General features: G+C 60.8%; 19 protein-coding genes and 1 tRNA gene. 12 read left to right on the forward strand and 8 right to left on the reverse strand.

Annotated elements, in window-relative coordinates:
• Positions 1-60 precede the first annotated feature (60 nt).
• The 3 genes from GA0061100_RS23955 (at position 61) to GA0061100_RS23965 (ending at position 1,758) form a co-directional block, all read left to right on the forward strand.
• Complete coding sequence (locus GA0061100_RS23955; RefSeq protein ID WP_075855484.1) at positions 61-1,020, forward strand: NAD(P)H-dependent flavin oxidoreductase; 960 nt, start codon at positions 61-63, stop codon at positions 1,018-1,020.
• Between the two features lie 138 nt (positions 1,021-1,158).
• Positions 1,159-1,234: transfer RNA gene (locus tag GA0061100_RS23960), tRNA-Thr, on the forward strand.
• 275 nt (positions 1,235-1,509) lie between these two features.
• Positions 1,510-1,758, forward strand: coding sequence for a DUF982 domain-containing protein (locus GA0061100_RS23965; protein ID WP_075855313.1), 249 nt, complete (start codon positions 1,510-1,512; stop codon positions 1,756-1,758).
• Positions 1,759-1,855: 97 nt separating this feature from the next.
• Here the strand turns inward: GA0061100_RS23965 and GA0061100_RS23970 are convergent, their stop codons facing one another.
• On the reverse strand, positions 1,856-2,461 hold the full coding sequence (locus GA0061100_RS23970) for a class I SAM-dependent methyltransferase (RefSeq protein ID WP_075855314.1): 606 nt from the start codon (positions 2,459-2,461) through the stop codon (positions 1,856-1,858).
• Positions 2,462-2,765: 304 nt separating this feature from the next.
• Here GA0061100_RS23970 and GA0061100_RS23975 point away from each other — a divergent pair, with 304 nt between their 5' ends.
• Positions 2,766-3,644 carry a glycosyltransferase family 2 protein gene (locus GA0061100_RS23975; protein WP_075855316.1) on the forward strand — a complete coding sequence of 293 codons (879 nt, stop codon included), beginning with the start codon at positions 2,766-2,768 and terminating at the stop codon, positions 3,642-3,644.
• Positions 3,645-3,797: 153 nt separating this feature from the next.
• Positions 3,798-4,097 (forward strand): putative quinol monooxygenase, encoded by a 300-nt coding sequence (locus GA0061100_RS23980; RefSeq protein ID WP_075855317.1) that lies wholly within the window; start codon positions 3,798-3,800, stop codon positions 4,095-4,097.
• A 77-nt stretch (positions 4,098-4,174) separates the two neighbouring features.
• Here the strand turns inward: GA0061100_RS23980 and GA0061100_RS34155 are convergent, their stop codons facing one another.
• From GA0061100_RS34155 to GA0061100_RS23995, 3 genes are all read right to left on the reverse strand, one after another.
• Positions 4,175-4,552 (reverse strand): hypothetical protein, encoded by a 378-nt coding sequence (locus GA0061100_RS34155; RefSeq protein ID WP_208621574.1) that lies wholly within the window; start codon positions 4,550-4,552, stop codon positions 4,175-4,177.
• A gap of 259 nt (positions 4,553-4,811) precedes the next feature.
• Positions 4,812-4,973, reverse strand: coding sequence for a hypothetical protein (locus GA0061100_RS34745; protein ID WP_159444808.1), 162 nt, complete (start codon positions 4,971-4,973; stop codon positions 4,812-4,814).
• Between the two features lie 165 nt (positions 4,974-5,138).
• Complete coding sequence (locus tag GA0061100_RS23995; RefSeq protein WP_075855485.1) at positions 5,139-6,365, reverse strand: LysR family transcriptional regulator; 1,227 nt, start codon at positions 6,363-6,365, stop codon at positions 5,139-5,141.
• A 446-nt stretch (positions 6,366-6,811) separates the two neighbouring features.
• Here GA0061100_RS23995 and osmF point away from each other — a divergent pair, with 446 nt between their 5' ends.
• The 4 genes from osmF to GA0061100_RS24015 all read left to right on the forward strand — a co-directional run bounded on the left by osmF (position 6,812) and on the right by GA0061100_RS24015 (position 10,699).
• Positions 6,812-7,720 (forward strand): glycine betaine ABC transporter substrate-binding protein OsmF, encoded by a 909-nt coding sequence (gene osmF / locus GA0061100_RS24000; protein WP_075855322.1) that lies wholly within the window; start codon positions 6,812-6,814, stop codon positions 7,718-7,720.
• Between the two features lie 122 nt (positions 7,721-7,842).
• Positions 7,843-9,009, forward strand: coding sequence for an ABC transporter permease (locus GA0061100_RS24005; protein ID WP_075855323.1), 1,167 nt, complete (start codon positions 7,843-7,845; stop codon positions 9,007-9,009).
• Between the two features lie 5 nt (positions 9,010-9,014).
• On the forward strand, positions 9,015-9,953 hold the full coding sequence (locus GA0061100_RS24010) for an ABC transporter ATP-binding protein (protein WP_244557940.1): 939 nt from the start codon (positions 9,015-9,017) through the stop codon (positions 9,951-9,953).
• Positions 9,950-10,699 (forward strand): ABC transporter permease, encoded by a 750-nt coding sequence (locus tag GA0061100_RS24015; protein ID WP_075855326.1) that lies wholly within the window; start codon positions 9,950-9,952, stop codon positions 10,697-10,699. The genes GA0061100_RS24010 and GA0061100_RS24015 overlap by 4 nt, the downstream gene beginning before the upstream one ends.
• A gap of 48 nt (positions 10,700-10,747) precedes the next feature.
• Here the strand turns inward: GA0061100_RS24015 and GA0061100_RS24020 are convergent, their stop codons facing one another.
• On the reverse strand, positions 10,748-11,131 hold the full coding sequence (locus GA0061100_RS24020; RefSeq protein ID WP_075855328.1) for a YciI family protein: 384 nt from the start codon (positions 11,129-11,131) through the stop codon (positions 10,748-10,750).
• Positions 11,132-11,308: 177 nt separating this feature from the next.
• Here GA0061100_RS24020 and GA0061100_RS24025 point away from each other — a divergent pair, with 177 nt between their 5' ends.
• Positions 11,309-11,704 (forward strand): VOC family protein, encoded by a 396-nt coding sequence (locus GA0061100_RS24025; protein ID WP_075855329.1) that lies wholly within the window; start codon positions 11,309-11,311, stop codon positions 11,702-11,704.
• A 60-nt stretch (positions 11,705-11,764) separates the two neighbouring features.
• Here the strand turns inward: GA0061100_RS24025 and GA0061100_RS24030 are convergent, their stop codons facing one another.
• Positions 11,765-12,157 (reverse strand): PRC-barrel domain-containing protein, encoded by a 393-nt coding sequence (locus GA0061100_RS24030; RefSeq protein WP_075855330.1) that lies wholly within the window; start codon positions 12,155-12,157, stop codon positions 11,765-11,767.
• A gap of 348 nt (positions 12,158-12,505) precedes the next feature.
• Here GA0061100_RS24030 and GA0061100_RS24035 point away from each other — a divergent pair, with 348 nt between their 5' ends.
• Positions 12,506-14,203, forward strand: a complete 1,698-nt coding sequence (locus GA0061100_RS24035) for a long-chain fatty acid--CoA ligase (protein ID WP_075855332.1) — start codon at positions 12,506-12,508, stop codon at positions 14,201-14,203.
• 173 nt (positions 14,204-14,376) lie between these two features.
• Positions 14,377-16,002, forward strand: coding sequence for a glucose-6-phosphate isomerase (gene pgi / locus GA0061100_RS24040; RefSeq protein WP_075855333.1), 1,626 nt, complete (start codon positions 14,377-14,379; stop codon positions 16,000-16,002).
• Between the two features lie 397 nt (positions 16,003-16,399).
• Here pgi and GA0061100_RS24045 read toward each other — a convergent pair whose 3' ends face one another.
• Both GA0061100_RS24045 and GA0061100_RS24050 read right to left on the reverse strand, forming a co-directional pair.
• Positions 16,400-17,326, reverse strand: coding sequence for a carbohydrate kinase family protein (locus GA0061100_RS24045; protein ID WP_075855335.1), 927 nt, complete (start codon positions 17,324-17,326; stop codon positions 16,400-16,402).
• A gap of 77 nt (positions 17,327-17,403) precedes the next feature.
• The gene (locus GA0061100_RS24050; RefSeq protein ID WP_075855337.1) at positions 17,404-18,102 is read right to left on the reverse strand and encodes an orotate phosphoribosyltransferase; all 699 of its coding nucleotides are present in this window, start codon (positions 18,100-18,102) and stop codon (positions 17,404-17,406) included.
• Between the last annotated feature and the right edge of the window lie 15 nt (positions 18,103-18,117).

Genomic DNA, 18,117 nt, shown 5'->3' on the forward strand with positions numbered 1-18,117 from the left:
TGCCATTCACATCTGCTATCCCTTTTGACGTTTTCGTAAACGTCAAAAGGGATGATGTTCATGGCCCTCCCCTCCATCTTGACCGAGCGCCTGCGCCTGCCGGTCGTGGCTTCGCCTCTCTTCATCATCTCTCATCCCGCCTTGACGCTGGCGCAATGCAAGTCTGGCGTCGTCGGCTCGTTTCCGGCGCTGAACGCACGCCCGGAAAGCCAGCTCGACGAATGGCTTGCCATGATCACCGAGGATCTTGCCGCCTACAATGCCGCAAATCCGGACCGTCCGGCAGCTCCATTTGCGGTCAATCAGATCGTCCATACGTCAAACAAGCGCCTGGAACACGATCTGATGCTTTGCGTCAAATACAAGGTACCGATCGTCATTTCTTCGCTCGGCGCCGTGCCCGAGGTGAATGCGGCCGTGCATTCCTATGGCGGCATCGTGCTGCATGACATCATCAACAACCGCCATGCCAATTCTGCGATCCGCAAGGGTGCGGACGGGCTGATTGCCGTCGCTGCCGGCGCCGGCGGCCATGCCGGCCAGCTTTCGCCCTTTGCGCTGGTGCAGGAGATCCGCGAATGGTTCGACGGGCCACTGTTGCTGGCGGGCGCCATCGCCACCGGCGGCGCCATCCTGGCGGCGCAGGCGGCGGGCGCCGATCTTGCCTATATTGGCTCGCCCTTCATCGCGACGGAGGAAGCGCGTGCAGCCGACGCCTACAAACAGGCGATCGTCGAGGGAACTGCCGCCGATATCGTCTACTCCAACTATTTCACCGGCGTCCTTGGGAATTACCTGAAGCCCTCGATCCGCGCTGCCGGCCTCGACCCGGACAACTTGCCCGAAGCAGATCCTTCCAAGATGGACTTCGAGGCCGCCACGACGGGCGTGAAGGCCTGGAAGGACATCTGGGGCTCGGGCCAAGGCATCGGCGCTGTCAAATCCATCCAGCCCGTTGCCGCCCTCGTCGACCGGCTGGAGAGAGAATACCGGCAGGCGCGCGTCCGGCTGGCGCTTTGACCGGCAATGAAAAACGGGGCTTTTTTCACAAGCATCCCGCTTTTTTGCCAATTGGCAATTTGAGCGCTTGAAATCTGACCGCATAGACTGTATCAGCGCCATGCAAATCGCGGGGCCGAACCGAATGCTTCGCAGAATGCCGCTTTAGCTCAGTCGGTAGAGCACATCATTCGTAATGATGGGGTCACGTGTTCGAGTCACGTAAGCGGCACCACTCATCCTGTTTGCTCCCCCGAATATCCTCCGTCCCGGGCCTTGCCAGTCTTCGGCGAATTCGCCGGCGCTGTCGACCAAATTTGCCGCGGAGAAGCATCAATCTTGGCGTGGTCGATCAGCCCCGTACTCAGGAGCGATTCTGCGAATATCGCAGGCGTATGGGCGAAGATTGATCACATATGCCCAAAAGCGTGCCGGCAGATTAAGAAAGTTAAATGCATCCCCAACGGCAAAAGGCTCAAAACAGTCTCTGCTTTGGCGGAGTCTTCGACCATGAACACCATGTCGCGCTTCTCTCCAATTCGCGTCGTTCGCGGCCATTCCGGAGAAACCAGATCGGTCGATACGGCCGATGAAGTCTGGAAGACGCTCCTTGATGACTGGCCGTCGGAGGAAGGCGACTGCTTTCTGTCCGCATTGCTCATCTGCATAGACGTCCAACGCGGCGAACGGGCGCCCGAAGAGGCGCGCCTTGCCTTCATTGCCGCCGCGGTCGAAGCGGGAGTTCCTTTGCTCTCGTGACAAGGAGGATTCGGCCGGCTTATCTCCCTATGGCGCAGGAAAGCAGATTTCAGCGCACCTCAGCCGTGGCACGCCCGCAAGCCATGGGCTACGGCGCCTAGAGCCGCTTCAGCGAGAACGAAAAATGTCCATGGGATTCCAGGGTCATGTATTCGAACTGCCAGTGGAAATCCTTGCAGAACTTCGTGCAGGCTTCGACCACGCCATATGGAATGGCGTCGACGACATTGCCGGTGCAGAAGTCGTGGCCGGCGATGCGGCCGTCCTGCTTCACCTTGAAGTGGCTGATCTGCAGCTCCTCCAGGGTCGTCTCGTAGCTGTGATTGGTGTCGACATAGACCCAATCGAAAAAGCTGTTGGGAAATTCCGAAAGCCGGACGGTGGAGTAGCCCTGGACGAGGCGCAGGCGGCCCTGATCCAATGCACCCCGGAATTTTGACTTGATCTGCTCAAGGCCCTCCTGATAGCGGGGCGTGTCCCATGCGTCGATCAGGTAAAGCTCTCGCGGCGCGTTCTTTTCGAAGATCTCGGCCGTGAAATCACCGAAAGCCGCACCGATTTCGGCGCAGACGCCGCCATGCGGCAGGCGGTGCAGAAGCTCGCCGCGATCAGGCAGCAACCGCGCATTTTCCATATGATGCAGGCCGAGCTGCGTATGCGGCATGCCGCTCTTGTAATGAAATCTCGAGTCGCGCGTTTGCATTTGGCGGCGGATACCTTGGACATGGGCTGAAGGGCAGATCGCGTGGGCGACCTGTTTCGGAACCGTGGATACTGCAAGTCTTGGCATTGATGGCTTGCGTCAGGCATTCGATGCAAATCCGAACGCCGGCCCGCGAGGCGGATGGCCTCCTTCGAAACGCTCCATCGGCAGGTGCAGACGGGCCGACCGCGGACAATGAAACGCCTTTTGCGCGCAATCCGTTGAATGCATGCGATTAGTACAACCAAAGATTCAGTTTTTGGTGGTTCCGTGCGCCTTGGGATCATATTCTGGGGGACGCATTGTGAAAATTGCCGTTGGCGTGGCGACATGCGGTCGCAAGGCGATTCTCGCCGCGATGATCGATAGATTGGCGAAGCAAGCGCGCAAGCCGGATCATCTCTTCCTGTGCCCGGCCAAGGGCGACGACATCGATACGGGCCGCTTACGCTCCGCACCCTTCCCCGTGACGGTCGTCTCTTCATCGCAGGGAAGCTGTCCGCAACGCAATGCCATCATCGATGCAGCCGTCGGCATAGATCTGGTCGTATTCTTCGATGACGATTTCTTCCCGGCAACGAACTATCTCGCCGAAACGGAAGCTCTGTTCGAGGCGGATGACGAGATCGTCGTGGCGACCGGCGAAGTGGTCCGTGACGGTATCCTTGGACCGGGCCTGACGGCGGACGAAGCGGATGCGGCGCTCGCAGCCGATGCCACGCCCTTTCCTGTGCCGATGATCGAGGACACGCACAACGCCTATGGCTGCAACATGATCTTCCGGCGGAGGCCGATGCTCGCAAATGGTATCTATTTCGACGAAGACCTGCCGCTCTACGCCTGGCAGGAGGATGTGGATCTGTGCCGGCGGCTACGTCCTTTCGGCAAGATCGTCAAATTCAATCGCCTGCGCGGCGTCCATCTCGGCGTGAAGGCCGGCCGCACGTCCGGCGTGCGCCTTGGGTACTCCCAGGTCGCCAATCCGCTCTACCTCGTCAAGAAGCGCTCGGTATCGCTGAAATGGGCGCTGAAGCTGATGGGCGGCAATGTCGCTTCCAACCTCGCCGGTTCCGTCAACCCGCCGTCCTATATCGACCGACGCGGCCGCCTGCAGGGCAACCTCATCGCCTTCGGCCATCTGCTGAGCGGATCGCTCGATCCGAAATACATCAACCGGATGTGAACCCTGCCGATCCGGCAAGAATTCCATGCGCGATTAAAATTGAAGTTCGGCGTTCGGGTGGCCCTGTTCCGTGATAAGGGTTGAAACCGGCCGCGTGTTCGGCGGCGTCCGTTATTCTCAATCCGTATTGCCTATCGTTTCAAGGATATCCCCATGATTCACGTACTCGCCATCCTCACTGCCCAGCCCGGCAAGCGCGCCGAAGTGCTCGAAGCATTCCAGGCGAATGTTCCGGCCGTTCATGCCGAAGATGGCTGTATCGAATATACTGCTGTCATCGATGTCGAAGGGGCAGATCCTGCCTTTGGGCCTGACACCTTCGTCGTGGTCGAGAAGTGGGAAAGCCTGGCGGCGCTGAAGGCGCATGCCGCCTCCGCGCACATGGCCGCCTATGGCGAGAAAGTGAAGCATCTGATGGCCGACCGCGCCGTCCACGTGCTGAACCCGGCATGAGCCTATCGCTGCCGGACAGCTTATAAGATCATCGTGAAACGGCGCCGAAGGGCGCCGTTTTGCCAGCGGCCAGGCCGTCAGTTGTGCGAGAAATGGGGCTGGTTGTAATAGCGCCAGTGCCCACCGCCGCCATGCCATCCGCGATGCCCGCCGCCATACCATCCGTGATGGTATCCGCGTCCGCCGTACCAACCATGGTGGCGATACCCACTGAAGCCGCCAAACCAGCCGAAGGAATAGTAGGGCTGGTCGTAGCCATAGTAAGGTTGGTAGTATGGATTGTAGTAGCCGTAATACGGCCGGTAGTAGGGGCGATAATAGTAGTGATGATAATGATGGTGCCGATGGACGATCACGCGGTGGTGATGGCCATGATAGTGACGACGCGCTTCGGCGTGAGTTGCCGGCAGCGCGAACATGCCTAATGCAATGAGCGCCGTTGCCAGAATTTTCATTTCCAGCCTCCTTGAATGCCGGACGCCAGCGCGACTCGGATCATTCGCGTCGTCCGGACCACAATATTAACGCGATTGCGCCTTCAAAAGTTCCACTGGAGGGGCACGATGACGGACGTTTTCATCGCATATCACACCGCTCGTCGGCTCGCGGCAATTTGGGATCCGCGACGGGCTTCGGCTCGACAAAGGCGGCGCCCGGCGGCGTAGCATGTCAACCCGATGGACGGACAAAAAACGGCACCAAAAGGCGCCGTTTTCATGCCCGTCCGCAGCCGTCAGGCATGCGAGAAATGCGGCTTGCTGTGCCACCGATGATGGCCGTGTCCATGCCGCCATCCTTCATGGCGATGCCAGCCATGATGATGAGGACGATACTCACGATGATGGTGGTGATGCCAGCGGTGATGGTGATGATCACGTGCCTCGGCATAAGTAGCGGGTAGAACAATAATGCCTAATGCGACGAGCGCCGTTGCAAGAATTTTCATGTATGGTCTCTCCTTGGGTACCGAACGAGCCCCCCGGCTGCGTACGCCCGGACTAACCTAACCCACCTAAACGCGAACAAAGCGCATTTGTTCCGCTACCCTCTGGACGTCAGGCGTTTTCGCGTCGTCCCCATCTCTCCAACCAGCTCGCGAACCGCCTGCTGGATCAGCCGGCAAGCTTCAACCGAGGCTTTGCGGCCATTGTGGGCGAGATGATAGGACAGGGGCAAGATCTCATCGGGATCGACGATCCGCACCTTGTCCGAAATCGGCAAGGCACTGACACGGCCGAGAAACGAGACATAGCCGTGGTTGGCGACGAGATCGACGATCACGGGTAGCGAGTCGGCCGAAGTGATGTCGCGGCCGCGAAACCGGCGCCGGTCGCGGCTGTCATAGCCGAAGGCCGTCGCGGCATTGCCGATGCCGGTGCGCGGGCTCGGCACGCAAAGCGGATGGTTTTCCACGAGCGCGGCGAAGGTCTGCTCGGTACTGTCGGGCGGCGCGATCGCCACCATATCGGTCGCGACAAGTTCCACGTGCTCAAAGGCGTCGAGGCCGAAGACGGAATCGACGATGGCGACATCGATGCGGCCGGATCGAAGCGCTTCGCGCAGATCGTCAGCCGTCATCAGCAGCAGCGACAGCATGTTGCGGTTGCCGCCGATGTTCCAGCGCGACACCAAGCTCGCAAGCGAGCGCGCCACCCAGCTTTCCGAGCCGGTCGGGATGATCGAGCCGATGCGCACGGCGCGGGCGGTCCGCTGAAAGCGTTCGTCCGCCGCCGCTTTCATTTCGTCCCAGGCCTGCGCGATGGCGGAGAGAATGGCATGAACCTCCTGCCCGGCCACCGTCAGCACCGAACCCTGCGCCTGCCGCTCGAACAGGCGGCAGCCGAACAGTTCTTCCAGATTGGCGATCTGCAAAGAAAGCTGCGGCTGGCCAAGACGCAGGCGGCGGGCGGCGCGATTGATGCTGCCTTGATCGGCGACTTCGAGAAAACGCTCGATGGTGGCGATCTTCAATGGCAGTCGCGCGGCCCACTGGTCATAGTCCGCTGGTGCCGGCGGCTCCTTCATCAATGCGGATAGCTGGCGGATACAGCCGAGAATGGGTTGCAAGCCCTTCTGAACCTTGGAGCTCGCCAAAAGGGTCGCAAGCTCGCCGGACGCGCGCTCGACAAGCTTCATTGCCAGCTCCGTCTCTAGCCGGCGCAGCGCGCTGGAGACGGTCGAAGCCGAAAAGGAGAGCCGCCGCGCGGTCTCCCGCACCGAGCCGATGGAGAATACCATATCGGCTATGAACAATGCGCCGAGATACAAATGCCGCTTCCCCTTGTCCGCTGCCAGATCCGGTCCGAACCGCAGCAATATCAACGATATCCCGACGATATGACGTGTTCTCGAAAAAAGATATCCCTAAGCCGAAAAGTGACGGCTATCGTCATTTTGTCGCCTAACTGATCCAACCGCAAAAATGAGATCGGAACCGCGCCAAACGGGTAAGGGGAACAAAAACAAATGCACTTGCCCCCGAAAAAAGAAATCCAATTTCGCGCGAATGTCGAGTACGCTCGTCATAATCGCGCGACTGCAACGGGAATCCGCAGCGCATCGACTTTTCCGCGATGAGCGCTACGTGCCCGAAGCAGCCACGAATTCGCCTGTGGGCCGTCGGCCCACTCGAAACCTGCATGTCCGGACTGCAGCCTTGTGAGGCGGCGCGGACAGGCGGAACAAAGGTTTAACGGGGTACAAAGGGAAACATCATGCTCAAGAAGCTTGCACTTGCCGCCACGCTGACGGCTCTCCTTGCCAGTGGCGCCAACGCTGCCGACGTCGTCGTCTCCTCGAAGATCGACACTGAGGGCACGCTGCTCGGCAACATCATCCTCGCCGCGCTCAATGCCAACGGCATCAAGGCGCAGGATCGCATCGCGCTCGGCACGACGCCGGTCGTTCGCAAGGCGATTACCGCGGGCGAAATCGACATCTATGCCGAATATACCGGCAATGCCGGCTTCTTCTTCAACAAGGCCGACGATGCGGCCTGGAAGAACCAGCAGCAGGGCTACGATCTGGCGAAGAAGCTGGATTACGACGCCAACAAGATCGTCTGGCTGACGCCCTCGCCCGCCAACAACACCTGGGCGATCGCCGTGCGCAACGATGTCGCCGGCCCGGCCAAGCTGAAGACCATGTCCGATTTCGGCAAGTGGGTTGCCGGCGGCGGTTCCATCAAGATCGCGGCCTCCTCCGAATTCGTCAACTCTCCGGCAGCGCTGCCGGCCTTCGAAACGACCTATAGCTTCAAGCTGAAGCCGGACCAGGAAGTCGTGCTTTCGGGCGGCGATACGGCAGCGACGATCAAGGCTGCGGCCGACCAGACCAACGGCGTCAACACCGCGATGGTCTACGGCACGGACGGCGCCATCGAAGCGGCCGAACTGACCGTTCTCGAAGACGACAAGAGCGTACAGCCCGTCTACGCGCCGGCGCCGATCGTCCGCGAGGCCGTGCTGAAGGCCAATCCGAAGATCGAAGAAGTTCTCGCTCCGATCTTCAAGGGCCTGACCGCCGACGTGCTGCGCAAGCTGAACGGCCGCATCCAGGTCGATGGCGAGCCGGCCAAGGCTGTTGCCGAATCCTACCTCAAGGACAATGGTTTCCTGAAGTAAGGCTTTGAGCCTGCTCTCGCGGCTGCATTTTGATAGAGTGAAGCCGCGGGAGTTTCGATTGGGCATGATCTTGTCCGAACCCGCCCTGAATTTTGGGCTCATGCGCTGACGGAGCTTGCCTGATGGAAGATGCGCTAGCGGTCCGCAGAGTGGACCGTCTCGGAGTGGTGTTGGTGGCGGGTGGCGCGCTGGCAATGGCCTGGATGCCCTTCATCATCGTCAAGGCAAACCGCATCGCCGCCGGCAAGCCGCAACTGCTGACCCAGCTTCTCGCCCAGCCGTCCGCACTGTGCCTGCTCGTGCTTCTGGCCGCGGCCGCGCTTGCCGCGCTTTTCCTCCACAATCAGGTCATCCGTCTCGGGATCGCGACACTTTCGATCGCCCTGCTCATCGTCACGCTCGGGCTCGTCTCGACGGCCGCAACGCCCACGGGCAGCACCGTGGCGCGCATTACGCCCGGCGGCTGTTTCTGGGTGCTGCTCGCCGTTGTCGGCCTGATGATTTCGGACGCGCTGGTCAAGCTGCGGCTGACGCCATGGCTCAGGGTCGCGGCACTGGCGATCTACGCCGCCCTGCTTGCCGTCGTCCTACGCTCCGGCCTGCTCGACAACCTGTCCATCATGAAGGAATACGCCAACAATGCCGACAAGTTCTGGCACGAGGCGCTCAACCACGTGTTCCTCTCCCTCGGCTCCGTCGCCATCGCCATCGTGCTGGCGCTGCCGCTCGGCATCTTCTGCTACTGGCAGCCGCGCATCCGCGCTGTCGTGCTGCGGGCGTTGAGCCTGGTGCAGACCATTCCGAGCCTGGCGCTGTTCGGCATCCTCATGCTGCCGCTCGGCTATATCGCCGCCAACGTGCCCTTCGCCGCCGCGATCGGCATCAAGGGTATCGGCGTGGCGCCGGCGCTGGTGGCGCTCGTCATCTATTCGCTGCTGCCGATCGTCGCCAATACTGTCGTCGGCCTTGCCGGCGTCGATCCCTCCGTGCGCGATTCCGCTGCCGGCATGGGGCTGACGCGCCGGCAGATCCTGACCGGCATCGACATGCCGCTCGCCTTTCCCGTCATCCTCACCGGCATCCGCATCGTGCTGGTGCAGGCGATCGGCCTCGTCACCGTGGCAGCGCTGATCGGCGGCGGCGGCTTCGGCCTCTTCATCTTCCAGGGCATCGGCCAGACGGCCAATGACCTCGTGCTGCTCGGCGCCGTGCCGACGGTCTTTCTCGCCTTCTCATCGGCCGTCATCCTCGATGCGGTCATCGACAGTATCCGGGGACAACGCGCATGACCAACATGATCGAGCTCAAGGGCGTCACCAAGCGCTATGGCAGCGCAACCGTCGTCGACGATGTCAGCATGAGCATGGAGAAGGGCACGATCACCGTCATCGTCGGCACCTCCGGCTCCGGCAAGTCGACGCTGATGCGGATGATCAACCGGCTGGTGCCGATCACGGAGGGGCACATCTCCGTCGGCGGCGAGGATGTCATGAACGTGCCGGCGACGGAGCTTCGCCGTCGCATCGGCTATGCCATCCAGGGGCACGGGCTGTTTCCGCATCGCACCGTCGCGCAGAATATCGCCACCGTCCCCGAGCTGCTCGGCTGGGAAAAGGCGCGCATCGACAGCCGCGTCGAAGAACTGCTCAACCTCTTCCATCTCGACCCCGGCACCTTTGCCGGCAAATATCCGAGCCAGCTTTCCGGTGGCCAACAGCAGCGCGTCGGCGTCGCACGCGCCCTTGCTGCCGAACCGGAAGTGCTTTTGATGGACGAGCCCTTCGGCGCGCTCGATCCTGTCATCCGCGGCAAGGCACAGGATGATCTGCTCGCCATCCAGAAGCAGTTCGGCACGACCGTCATCCTCGTCACCCATGACATGGACGAGGCCTTCCATCTCGGCAACAAGATCGCCGTGATGAGCGGTGGCAAGCTTTTGCAATGCTCCGAGCCCGAAAAGATTCTGACCGAGCCGGCCGATCCGTTCGTGCAGCAGCTGACCGGCACGTCCGACCGCGCCCTGAAGCTGATGTCGTTGCTGCCGCTGAAGGAAAGCATGCAGCCGCCGCGGCCCGGCCTCGGCTATCGCCTGCCGCAGACCCTCAATCTGCGCGACGCCTTGGCGGAACTGATCTGGCAGGGCGCGGATGAGGCGACGGTGGAAGACGAGCGCAAGATGCCCGTCGGCTCGATTTCGATCCAGCACCTGATCGAGCTGGGCCGCAAAGCATGAGATTTCTAGCGGCCAATCTCTTCCGCCTCCTGGCGCTGGCGCTGCTGCTTGTCATGCTGTTCCGCCCGGAATGGCTGACGCCTGTTCTGGCGCCGCTGACCAAATTCGGGGCATCGCCGATCTATACGCAGAACAGTCTGCCGAGCCTGGCGCTCAGCCATCTCGAGCTGATCCTCGTTTCGATCGCCGCAAGCGGGATCCTCGCCGTTCTCGGCGGCATCTTCGTGACGCGGCCCATCGGCGCCGATTTCCTGCCGCTGTCTCGCGCGATCGCCAATGCCGGCCAGACCTTCCCACCGGTTGCCGTACTGGCGCTTGCCATCTCCACCACCGGCTTCGGCGCCGTCCCGACATTCATCGCGCTTTTCCTCTATGCGCTGCTGCCGATCTTCGAAAATACGGTCGCCGGCCTGCAGCAGGTGCCCGCCTCTGTGCTCGATGCCGCCGACGGCATGGGCATGAACGGCTGGCAGCGCCTCTTTCGCGTCGAGCTGCCGCTTGCCCTGCCCCTCATCATCGAAGGGCTGAAGATCGCAACCGTCATCAATATCGGCACGGCGACGATCGGCTCCACCGTCGCCGCCAAGGGGCTCGGCGAAGTCATCATCGCCGGTCTCATCAACGACAACACCGCCTTCATCCTGCAGGGCGGCCTCATCGTCGGCCTGATGGCGGTGCTGATCTATGACGGCATGGAGATGATCGAGCGATCCGTCACGAGCAAGATCGGCCTCCAATCCCATTAGAGCCGGAGGCGACCGCTGTGTTTCAGCGCTGCCATGCGCGAGGTTTCGTCAATTGCCCTCGCCCGACGGCAAGGATGCGCCGGGCAGGTAGAGCGAGATCGGCCTGATTTCGTAGACGGCTGTCGGGTTGGCGCGGCGTAGTTCGCGCGCGGCCTCGACCGCTCCCTCGATCGTCGGAAAATCGACGACGTAGAAGCCGAGCAATTGCTCCTTGGTTTCGGCAAAGGGACCGTCGATCACCAGCCCCGCACCTTTTCCCCGCAGGGTAACGGCGTTTTGGGTCGATCCGAGACGCGCAGCCGGCCCCAGCGACTTTTGCGCGACCATGCGGTCATTGATCTCCAGAAGGTCCGTCATGAGCGCGGCATCCTCCTCCTGGCTCCAGGATTCGACGATGTCTTCCTCATGATAGGCCAGAATGGCGTAATACATGGCTTCCCCCTTGAGACATATGCCTGAGCGCCGGGGAGTTAAGCAGACCGATCGCAATCCGGGAACCCTGGATCTGCGCTCGACTGGAGATATGGCAAGTTTCCGCATACTTGCCTTCGCCCGTTGCCGATGGCATTGGCTTTTCGGGATATGCCCAGACACTCAACGGAGGCAGCGATGGCCAAGATGATTCACTCGATGATCCGCGTGCTCGACGAGGCGCGTTCGCTCGATTTCTATGCCAAAGCTTTCGGGCTTGAGATGGCCGACCGCATCGCTTTCGAGACCTTCACGCTGATCTATCTCAGCAATGCCGAAACCGGCTTCGAACTCGAGCTGACGGTCAACCAGGGCCGAAAGGAACCCTATGCCCTGGGAGAGGCCTATGGGCATCTCGCGGTTTCGGTTTCAGAACTCAAGGACGAGCATGCGCGCATGACAGAACTCGGGCTCAACCCCGGCAAGATCGTGGAACTCAATCGCGATGGGAAGCTCTTTGCGCTGTTCTTCTTCGTCACCGACCCCGACGGTTACAAGATCGAGGTCGTGCAAAGGCATGGCCGGTTTCAATAAGGCCGCACAAAACAATGCCCCGCGCCGGCGGGGCTTGCCGGGTCCACACTCTCGGCGCGCTCACATCCAATAGGGGGGCACGCCGAAATAATCATGGCTCCTGTGGCCATGATCCTTGTGGTCGTGGTCATCCTTGATGGCAAAACGGCGGGCTTTTTCTATATCGTTCTTGGTCATGCTGACGCGATAGCCGGCGATGCGGGCATCGTAGCGCAGCTTCTCCCACGGCAGCCGGTAGTGATCCTGACCGATGCCGAAAAAGCCGCCGAAGCTCAGAATGACAAACGCGATGCGTCCATCACTTTTCTCAAGCATCAGGCGCTCGATATGACCAATCTGCTTACCGTCCGAACCGAATACCCGGGACCCCTCGACTCGGTCGCAGGCGACCAGCATCGACATGTCCTTGACGTAAAGGTCACGACCCGAAAAATCGGCACTCTCTTTATGCATATGCGCACCTCCTTTTGGATACGCGTCACATAAACTATGGAGCGTCCGATCTGCTCTTTGAGGCAGCACGATGCTCCGATGGGTTTAACCTCATGGCGCTATTAACGCTCCGTTGTCATAAAAGTTCCAGTACTTTTTTCAAAACTGTAAAAAAACGTGAGCACACGACGATTATTGACGTTTACGTCAAGGTTATTGTAGCTTCGGACGTGCTCCGATGATTTAGTTGAGAGCAACAACTGCGGCGATGCGAAAAGCGGGAGACTTTTCGATCGTCCAATGACACTCTGCATAGCCGCCGCATATGACGGCGGGGCGTGGTGATGGTGCGTAAAGGAGGAAGTGCGCATGAATTCAGTCTCCGCTCCTTCGGATAGACCGCAGGTCAAGAAAATATGGCTTGCCTCTTATCCGGATATCGTACCGGTGGAACTGCCACCGCTGGAGCATGCCTCGCTCGCCGAATTGTTGGAGGAAAGCTGCGCGCGTTACGCCGACAGACCCGCCTTCACCAGCATGGGCAAATCCATCACCTATCGCGATCTCGACATGCAGACGCGCAAGATTGCCGCCTGGCTGCAAAGCCTCGGCCTTCAAAAGGGCGATCGCGTCGCCGTCATGATGCCGAACGTGTTGCAGAACCCGATCGCGGTTTACGGCATCCTTCGTGCCGGTCTCGTCGTCGTCAACGTCAACCCGCTCTATACGCCACGCGAGCTTGAGCATCAGTTGCGTGATTGCGGCGCCAAGGCGATCTTCGTTCTGGAAAACTTCGCCCATACGGTGGAACAGGTCCTGGCGCATACGGATGTCCGCCACGTTGTCGTGACCGCGCTCGGTGACATGCTGGGCCTCAAGGGCCATATCGTCAACTTGATCGTCCGCAAGGTGAAGAAGCTCGTGCCGGCCTGGTCCATCCCCGGCCATCGCAGCTTCAAGAGCGTGATCGCCGAGGGCTCGCGGCTGCCCTTGAAACTATCGGAGCTGACGGGCAGCGACATCGCCTTCCTGCAATATACCGGAGGCACGACCGGCGTTGCCAAGGGTGCGATCCTCACCCATTCCAACCTGCTCGCAAACCAGCTGCAATTGCTGCTGTGGCTGCAATCCGCCTATATCAACAAGCCACGCCCCGAGCAGCTGACCTTCATCTGCGCGCTGCCGCTCTATCACATCTTCGCGCTGACGGTGAATTCGCTGATGGGCATGTCGCTCGGCGGCCATAACGTGCTGATCGCCAATCCGCGCGACATACCGGCCTTCATCAAGGAACTCGGCAAATACAAGTTCGACATGTTCCCAGGCCTGAACACGCTGTTCAATGCGCTGATGAACAATCCCGAATTCACCAAGCTCGATCTTTCCAATACGGCAACGCTTGCCGGCGGCATGGCGGTGCAGCGGCCGGTCGCCGAACGCTGGCAGAAGATGACGGGCGCCTGGATCACCGAGGGCTATGGTCTTTCTGAGACCTCGCCGGTCGCCAGCGCCAACCGCTTCGACAGTTCCGAATTCTCCGGCACGATCGGTCTGCCGATCACCGGCACCGACTTCGATATTCGCGATGAGAACGGCAATTCGCTGCCGCTCGGTGAAGTCGGCGAAATCTGCATTCGCGGGCCTCAGGTCATGGCAGGCTATTGGAAGCAGCCGGCCGAAACCGCGCGCGTCATGACGGCGGATGGCTTCTTCCGCAGCGGCGACATGGGCTTCATGGACGAGCGCGGCTACACAAAGATCGTTGACCGCAAGAAGGACATGATCCTGGTGTCGGGCTTCAATGTCTATCCGAACGAGATCGAGGAAGTCGCGGTCATGCATCCGGGCGTTCTGGAGGCAGCGGCGATCGGCATCCCTGATCCGCATTCCGGCGAGGCGGTGAAGCTGTTCATCGTCAAGAAGGACCCCGCCCTGACGGAGGCCGACGTCAAGGCGCATTGCGCAGCCAACCTGACCAATTACAAGCGCCCGCGCTTCATCGAATTCCGCACGGAGCTACCGAAATCGAACGTCGGCAAGATCCTGCGCAAGGAGTTGCGCGGCTGACATAATTCCATGTCATTCGGGAAGCCGCTCGCTCCTTTTCGCGAGCGGCTTTTTTCGTTTTGGACGATACGTGAACTTGATTTACGCCCTACATAGGGAATAGTTTCCGCGACCAACTCAGAGTGCCCTGCCCTCCCCGGACGGCAAGCGGCGCGAACCGCAAGGAGTCCTCCATGAACGCCCTCGTCGATCAACTGAAGAGCACCGCATCTGCAACGAAGGCCACCGATATTCGCGCCGCCTTCGCCGCCGATCCCAAACGCTTTTCCCGCTTCAGCGCCTCTTTCGACGACCTGCTGATGGATTATTCCAAGACGGCGGTGAACGACGATATCCTCGCCCTGCTTGAGAAGCTCGCTGCCGAAGGCGGCGTTGCGGCCAAGCGCGAGGAAATGTTCTCGGGCGTCGCCATCAACTTCACCGAGAACCGCGCCGTGCTGCACACCGCGCTGCGCAACCGCTCGAACAAGCCGGTGCTGGTCGACGGCAAGGATGTCATGCCTGACGTCAACGGCGTTCTGGCCGCCATGGGCAAATTTGCCGACGGCATCCGCTCGGGCGCGCTGAAGGGCTCGACGGGCAAGGCGATCACCGACGTCATCAACATCGGCATCGGCGGCTCGGATCTCGGCCCGGTCATGGCGACGCTAGCGCTGGCGCCTTTCCATGATGGCCCACGCTCGCACTTCATCTCCAACATCGACGGCGCCCATATCGCCGATATCCTGAAGCTCGTTAAGCCGGAAACGACGCTCTTCATCGTTGCTTCGAAGACCTTCACGACCATCGAAACGATGACCAACGCCCAGACCGCGCGCAAGTTCATCGCCGATGCGCTCGGCGAAGCCGCCGTGCAGCATCATTTTGCCGCCGTTTCGACGGCGCTCGACAAGGTCGCTGCCTTCGGCATCGATAGCCAGCGCGTCTTCGGCTTCTGGGATTGGGTCGGCGGCCGCTACTCGATCTGGTCGGCCATCGGCCTGCCGCTGATGATCGCGATCGGCCCGGAAAACTTCGGCAAGTTCCTCGATGGCGCGCATGCGATGGACAACCATTTCTGCCAGGCGCCTTTCAAGGAAAACCTGCCGATGCTGCTCGGCCTCATCGGCTTCTATCACCGCAATGTGCTCGGCTATCCCACGCGCGCGATCCTGCCCTATGACCAGCGCCTGTCGCGCTTCCCGGCCTACCTGCAGCAGCTCGACATGGAATCGAACGGCAAGGGCGTCACCATCGACGGCACGCCGGTTGAAGGCAATTCCGGCCCGGTCGTCTGGGGCGAACCCGGCACCAACGGCCAGCACGCCTTCTACCAGCTCATCCACCAGGGCACGAGCGTCATCCCGGCCGAATTCATGATCGCCGCCAATGGCTTCGAGCCGAACCTGCGTCACCAGCACCAGCTACTCATGGCCAATTGCCTGGCGCAGTCGGAAGCCTTGATGAAGGGCCGCACCTTCGAAGAGGCCAAGGCTCAGCTGACCTCCAAGGGCATGGACGACAAGAAGGCCGATTTCATTGCGCCGCACCGCGTCTTCACCGGCAACCGTCCGTCGATCACCTTCGTCTATGACAAGCTGACGCCGTTCGCACTCGGCCGCCTGATCGCTCTTTATGAACACCGCGTCTTCGTCGAAGGCGTGCTCTTCCGCATCAACTCCTTCGACCAGTGGGGCGTCGAGCTCGGCAAGGAACTGGCAACGGGCCTGCTTCCGGTCATCGAAGGCAAGGAAAGCGCTGCCGGCCACGATTCCTCGACGCAAGGGCTGGTGGCTGCGCTGGCAAGCCGCGCGAAGTAAATCATTGAGCCACCTCCCCCTCGAGGGGGAGGTCGCCGCAAAGTGGCGGGTGGGGGTGACTGGACTCACCGTTCGCCCGAAAGATCACCCCGCCCCGGCACTGCGTGCCGACCCTCCCCCTCAAGGGGAGGGTTGGATTGCGGGCCGGTCGCATTTATCCAATGTGGTGAGTTTACCCCCTCTGTCAGCTTCGCTGACATCTCCCGCAAAGGGGGGAGATCGTTGGGAGTTTGCTGCTGGCTCGACAAAGACAATACGCGTCAACTTCAACAGAGACGACGCCTACTTGATGAGCGAGAGAGCGCTACAAGCTAGCAATCTCCCCCTTGTGGGGGAGATGTCCCGATAGGGACAGAGGGGGGTGCGGCCTCTCCGCACCTTCAGGGCAGATAAACGATTACAGCCCGATCTCATGCGCCCAGGGCGGATTGGCGCCGGCGCGCGAAACCGTGACTGCCGCAGCCTTGGCGCCCAGAGCCAGTGCATCCTGCAACGCCTTCTCGCTCAGCGAAGCCACCTGTGCCTTGGTCAGCAGATTGTTCATCTTCAGCGATGCCAGAATGCCGGCATCGAAAGTATCGCCAGCCCCTACGGTATCGACGACGGTGACGCGCTCGCTCGGCACAGAGACCTTCAGCGACTTGGTGTAGCCGGTCGCGCCTTCCGCACCCTTGGTGACGACGACGAGCTTGGCGCCCTGACCCAGCCAATGGGCGGCGAGCTCATCGTGATTGCCGGAGATGCCGAACCATTCCAGATCCTCGTCGGAGAATTTGAGAATGTCGGACATGGCCGCCATCCGGCCGATGCGGCCCATATGGGCGGCCTTGTCCTTGATGAAGCCCGGGCGGATGTTCGGGTCGAGGGAGATCACGCGGGCCTGTTGCTCGCGCTTCATCAGCGCCTCGTAGGTCGCGCCGCACGGATCGGGGATCAGGCTGATCGCACCGAAATGTAGCGCTTCGCAATCATCGCCGAGCGTCGGAAGATCGGCTTCTGTGATCATGCGGCCAGCCGTACCTTCGTCATAGAAGGCATAGGTCGCCTGGCCGTTGACGAGCTTGACGAAAGCGATCGTGCTCGGACGCGGCGTGATGGCGCAATAGCTGAAATCGACCTTGGAGGCGGACAGCGTGTCGCGCAGGATCTCGCCCATCATGTCATCGGCAATGCCGGTGAAGAAGCCTGTGGGAATGCCGAGGCGCCCGAGCGCTATCGCGGTGTTGAAGATCGCGCCGCCGGCGTAAGGCGCAAAGCCCTTTTCGCCCAGCGTCGTATCCCGCGGCAGCATGTCGATCAAAGCTTCGCCACAGCACAATATCATTCCGGCCTCCCAAAGAGCGCGTCTGTCGTGTCCAGTCTTATAAATCGATTAGATAGATTCAGTGCAAGAGCAAAGCGTCAGTTTGTGGGCAACTCCGAAATACCGCCGTTCCAGCCGGACCAGGCAAGCGGCGCGTTTAGAAAGGCTTCGACTTCCTCGAGCGTCTTGTCGTCGAACAGCTTCTGTTCCTTGGCGACGGCAAGCACCTCGCGCCAGGTCGTGATGTGATGCAGGTTGACCTTCCGGTTGGCAAAACGTTCGACCGCCTCAGGGAAGATGCCGTAGTAGAACAGCGCCATGCCATGATCGACAATGCCGCCGGCGGCACGGATCGCATCGATGAAGGTGAACATGCTGCCGCCGGCCGTCGTCAGATCCTCGATAACAAGCACGCGGGCGCCGTCCTTCATGTCGCCTTCGATCTGGGCGTTGCGGCCATGGCCCTTCGGCTGCTTGCGGACGTAGATCATCGGCAGGTTCAGGCGCTCGGCCAGGAAGGCGGCGAAGGGAATGCCCGCCGTTTCACCGCCGGCAACGCAATCGAACTGCTCGAAGCCGACATTGCGCACGATGATGCTGGCAGCGAAATCCATGACCGTCGAGCGGATGCGGGGATAGGAGATCAGCTTGCGGCAATCGATATAGACCGGGCTCGCCATGCCGGAGGCGAATTTGTAGGGCTTGTCGGCATTGAAGTGGACCGCCTTGATCTCCCAAAGCATCCTGGCCATCAGCTCAGCCATGACGGCGCGATCGGTGAATATCATCTGGGTCATGCGGGGCCTCCTTCG

The organism is Martinezella hainanensis, from assembly GCF_900094555.1.
Lineage (GTDB): Bacteria > Pseudomonadota > Alphaproteobacteria > Rhizobiales > Rhizobiaceae > Rhizobium > Rhizobium hainanense.

Coding starts and splice junctions, on each gene's coding strand:
- GA0061100_RS23955 (WP_075855484.1), top strand. CDS start 61: ATGGCCCTCCCCTCCATCTTGACCGAGCGCCTGCGCCTGCCGGTCGTG.
- GA0061100_RS23965 (WP_075855313.1), top strand. CDS start 1,510: ATGAACACCATGTCGCGCTTCTCTCCAATTCGCGTCGTTCGCGGCCAT.
- GA0061100_RS23970 (WP_075855314.1), bottom strand. CDS start 2,461: ATGCAAACGCGCGACTCGAGATTTCATTACAAGAGCGGCATGCCGCAT.
- GA0061100_RS23980 (WP_075855317.1), top strand. CDS start 3,798: ATGATTCACGTACTCGCCATCCTCACTGCCCAGCCCGGCAAGCGCGCC.
- GA0061100_RS34155 (WP_208621574.1), bottom strand. CDS start 4,552: ATGAAAATTCTGGCAACGGCGCTCATTGCATTAGGCATGTTCGCGCTG.
- osmF (WP_075855322.1), top strand. CDS start 6,812: ATGCTCAAGAAGCTTGCACTTGCCGCCACGCTGACGGCTCTCCTTGCC.
- GA0061100_RS24005 (WP_075855323.1), top strand. CDS start 7,843: ATGGAAGATGCGCTAGCGGTCCGCAGAGTGGACCGTCTCGGAGTGGTG.
- GA0061100_RS24010 (WP_244557940.1), top strand. CDS start 9,015: ATGATCGAGCTCAAGGGCGTCACCAAGCGCTATGGCAGCGCAACCGTC.
- GA0061100_RS24015 (WP_075855326.1), top strand. CDS start 9,950: ATGAGATTTCTAGCGGCCAATCTCTTCCGCCTCCTGGCGCTGGCGCTG.
- GA0061100_RS24020 (WP_075855328.1), bottom strand. CDS start 11,131: ATGTATTACGCCATTCTGGCCTATCATGAGGAAGACATCGTCGAATCC.
- GA0061100_RS24025 (WP_075855329.1), top strand. CDS start 11,309: ATGGCCAAGATGATTCACTCGATGATCCGCGTGCTCGACGAGGCGCGT.
- GA0061100_RS24030 (WP_075855330.1), bottom strand. CDS start 12,157: ATGCATAAAGAGAGTGCCGATTTTTCGGGTCGTGACCTTTACGTCAAG.
- GA0061100_RS24035 (WP_075855332.1), top strand. CDS start 12,506: ATGAATTCAGTCTCCGCTCCTTCGGATAGACCGCAGGTCAAGAAAATA.
- pgi (WP_075855333.1), top strand. CDS start 14,377: ATGAACGCCCTCGTCGATCAACTGAAGAGCACCGCATCTGCAACGAAG.
- GA0061100_RS24045 (WP_075855335.1), bottom strand. CDS start 17,326: ATGATATTGTGCTGTGGCGAAGCTTTGATCGACATGCTGCCGCGGGAT.
- GA0061100_RS24050 (WP_075855337.1), bottom strand. CDS start 18,102: ATGACCCAGATGATATTCACCGATCGCGCCGTCATGGCTGAGCTGATG.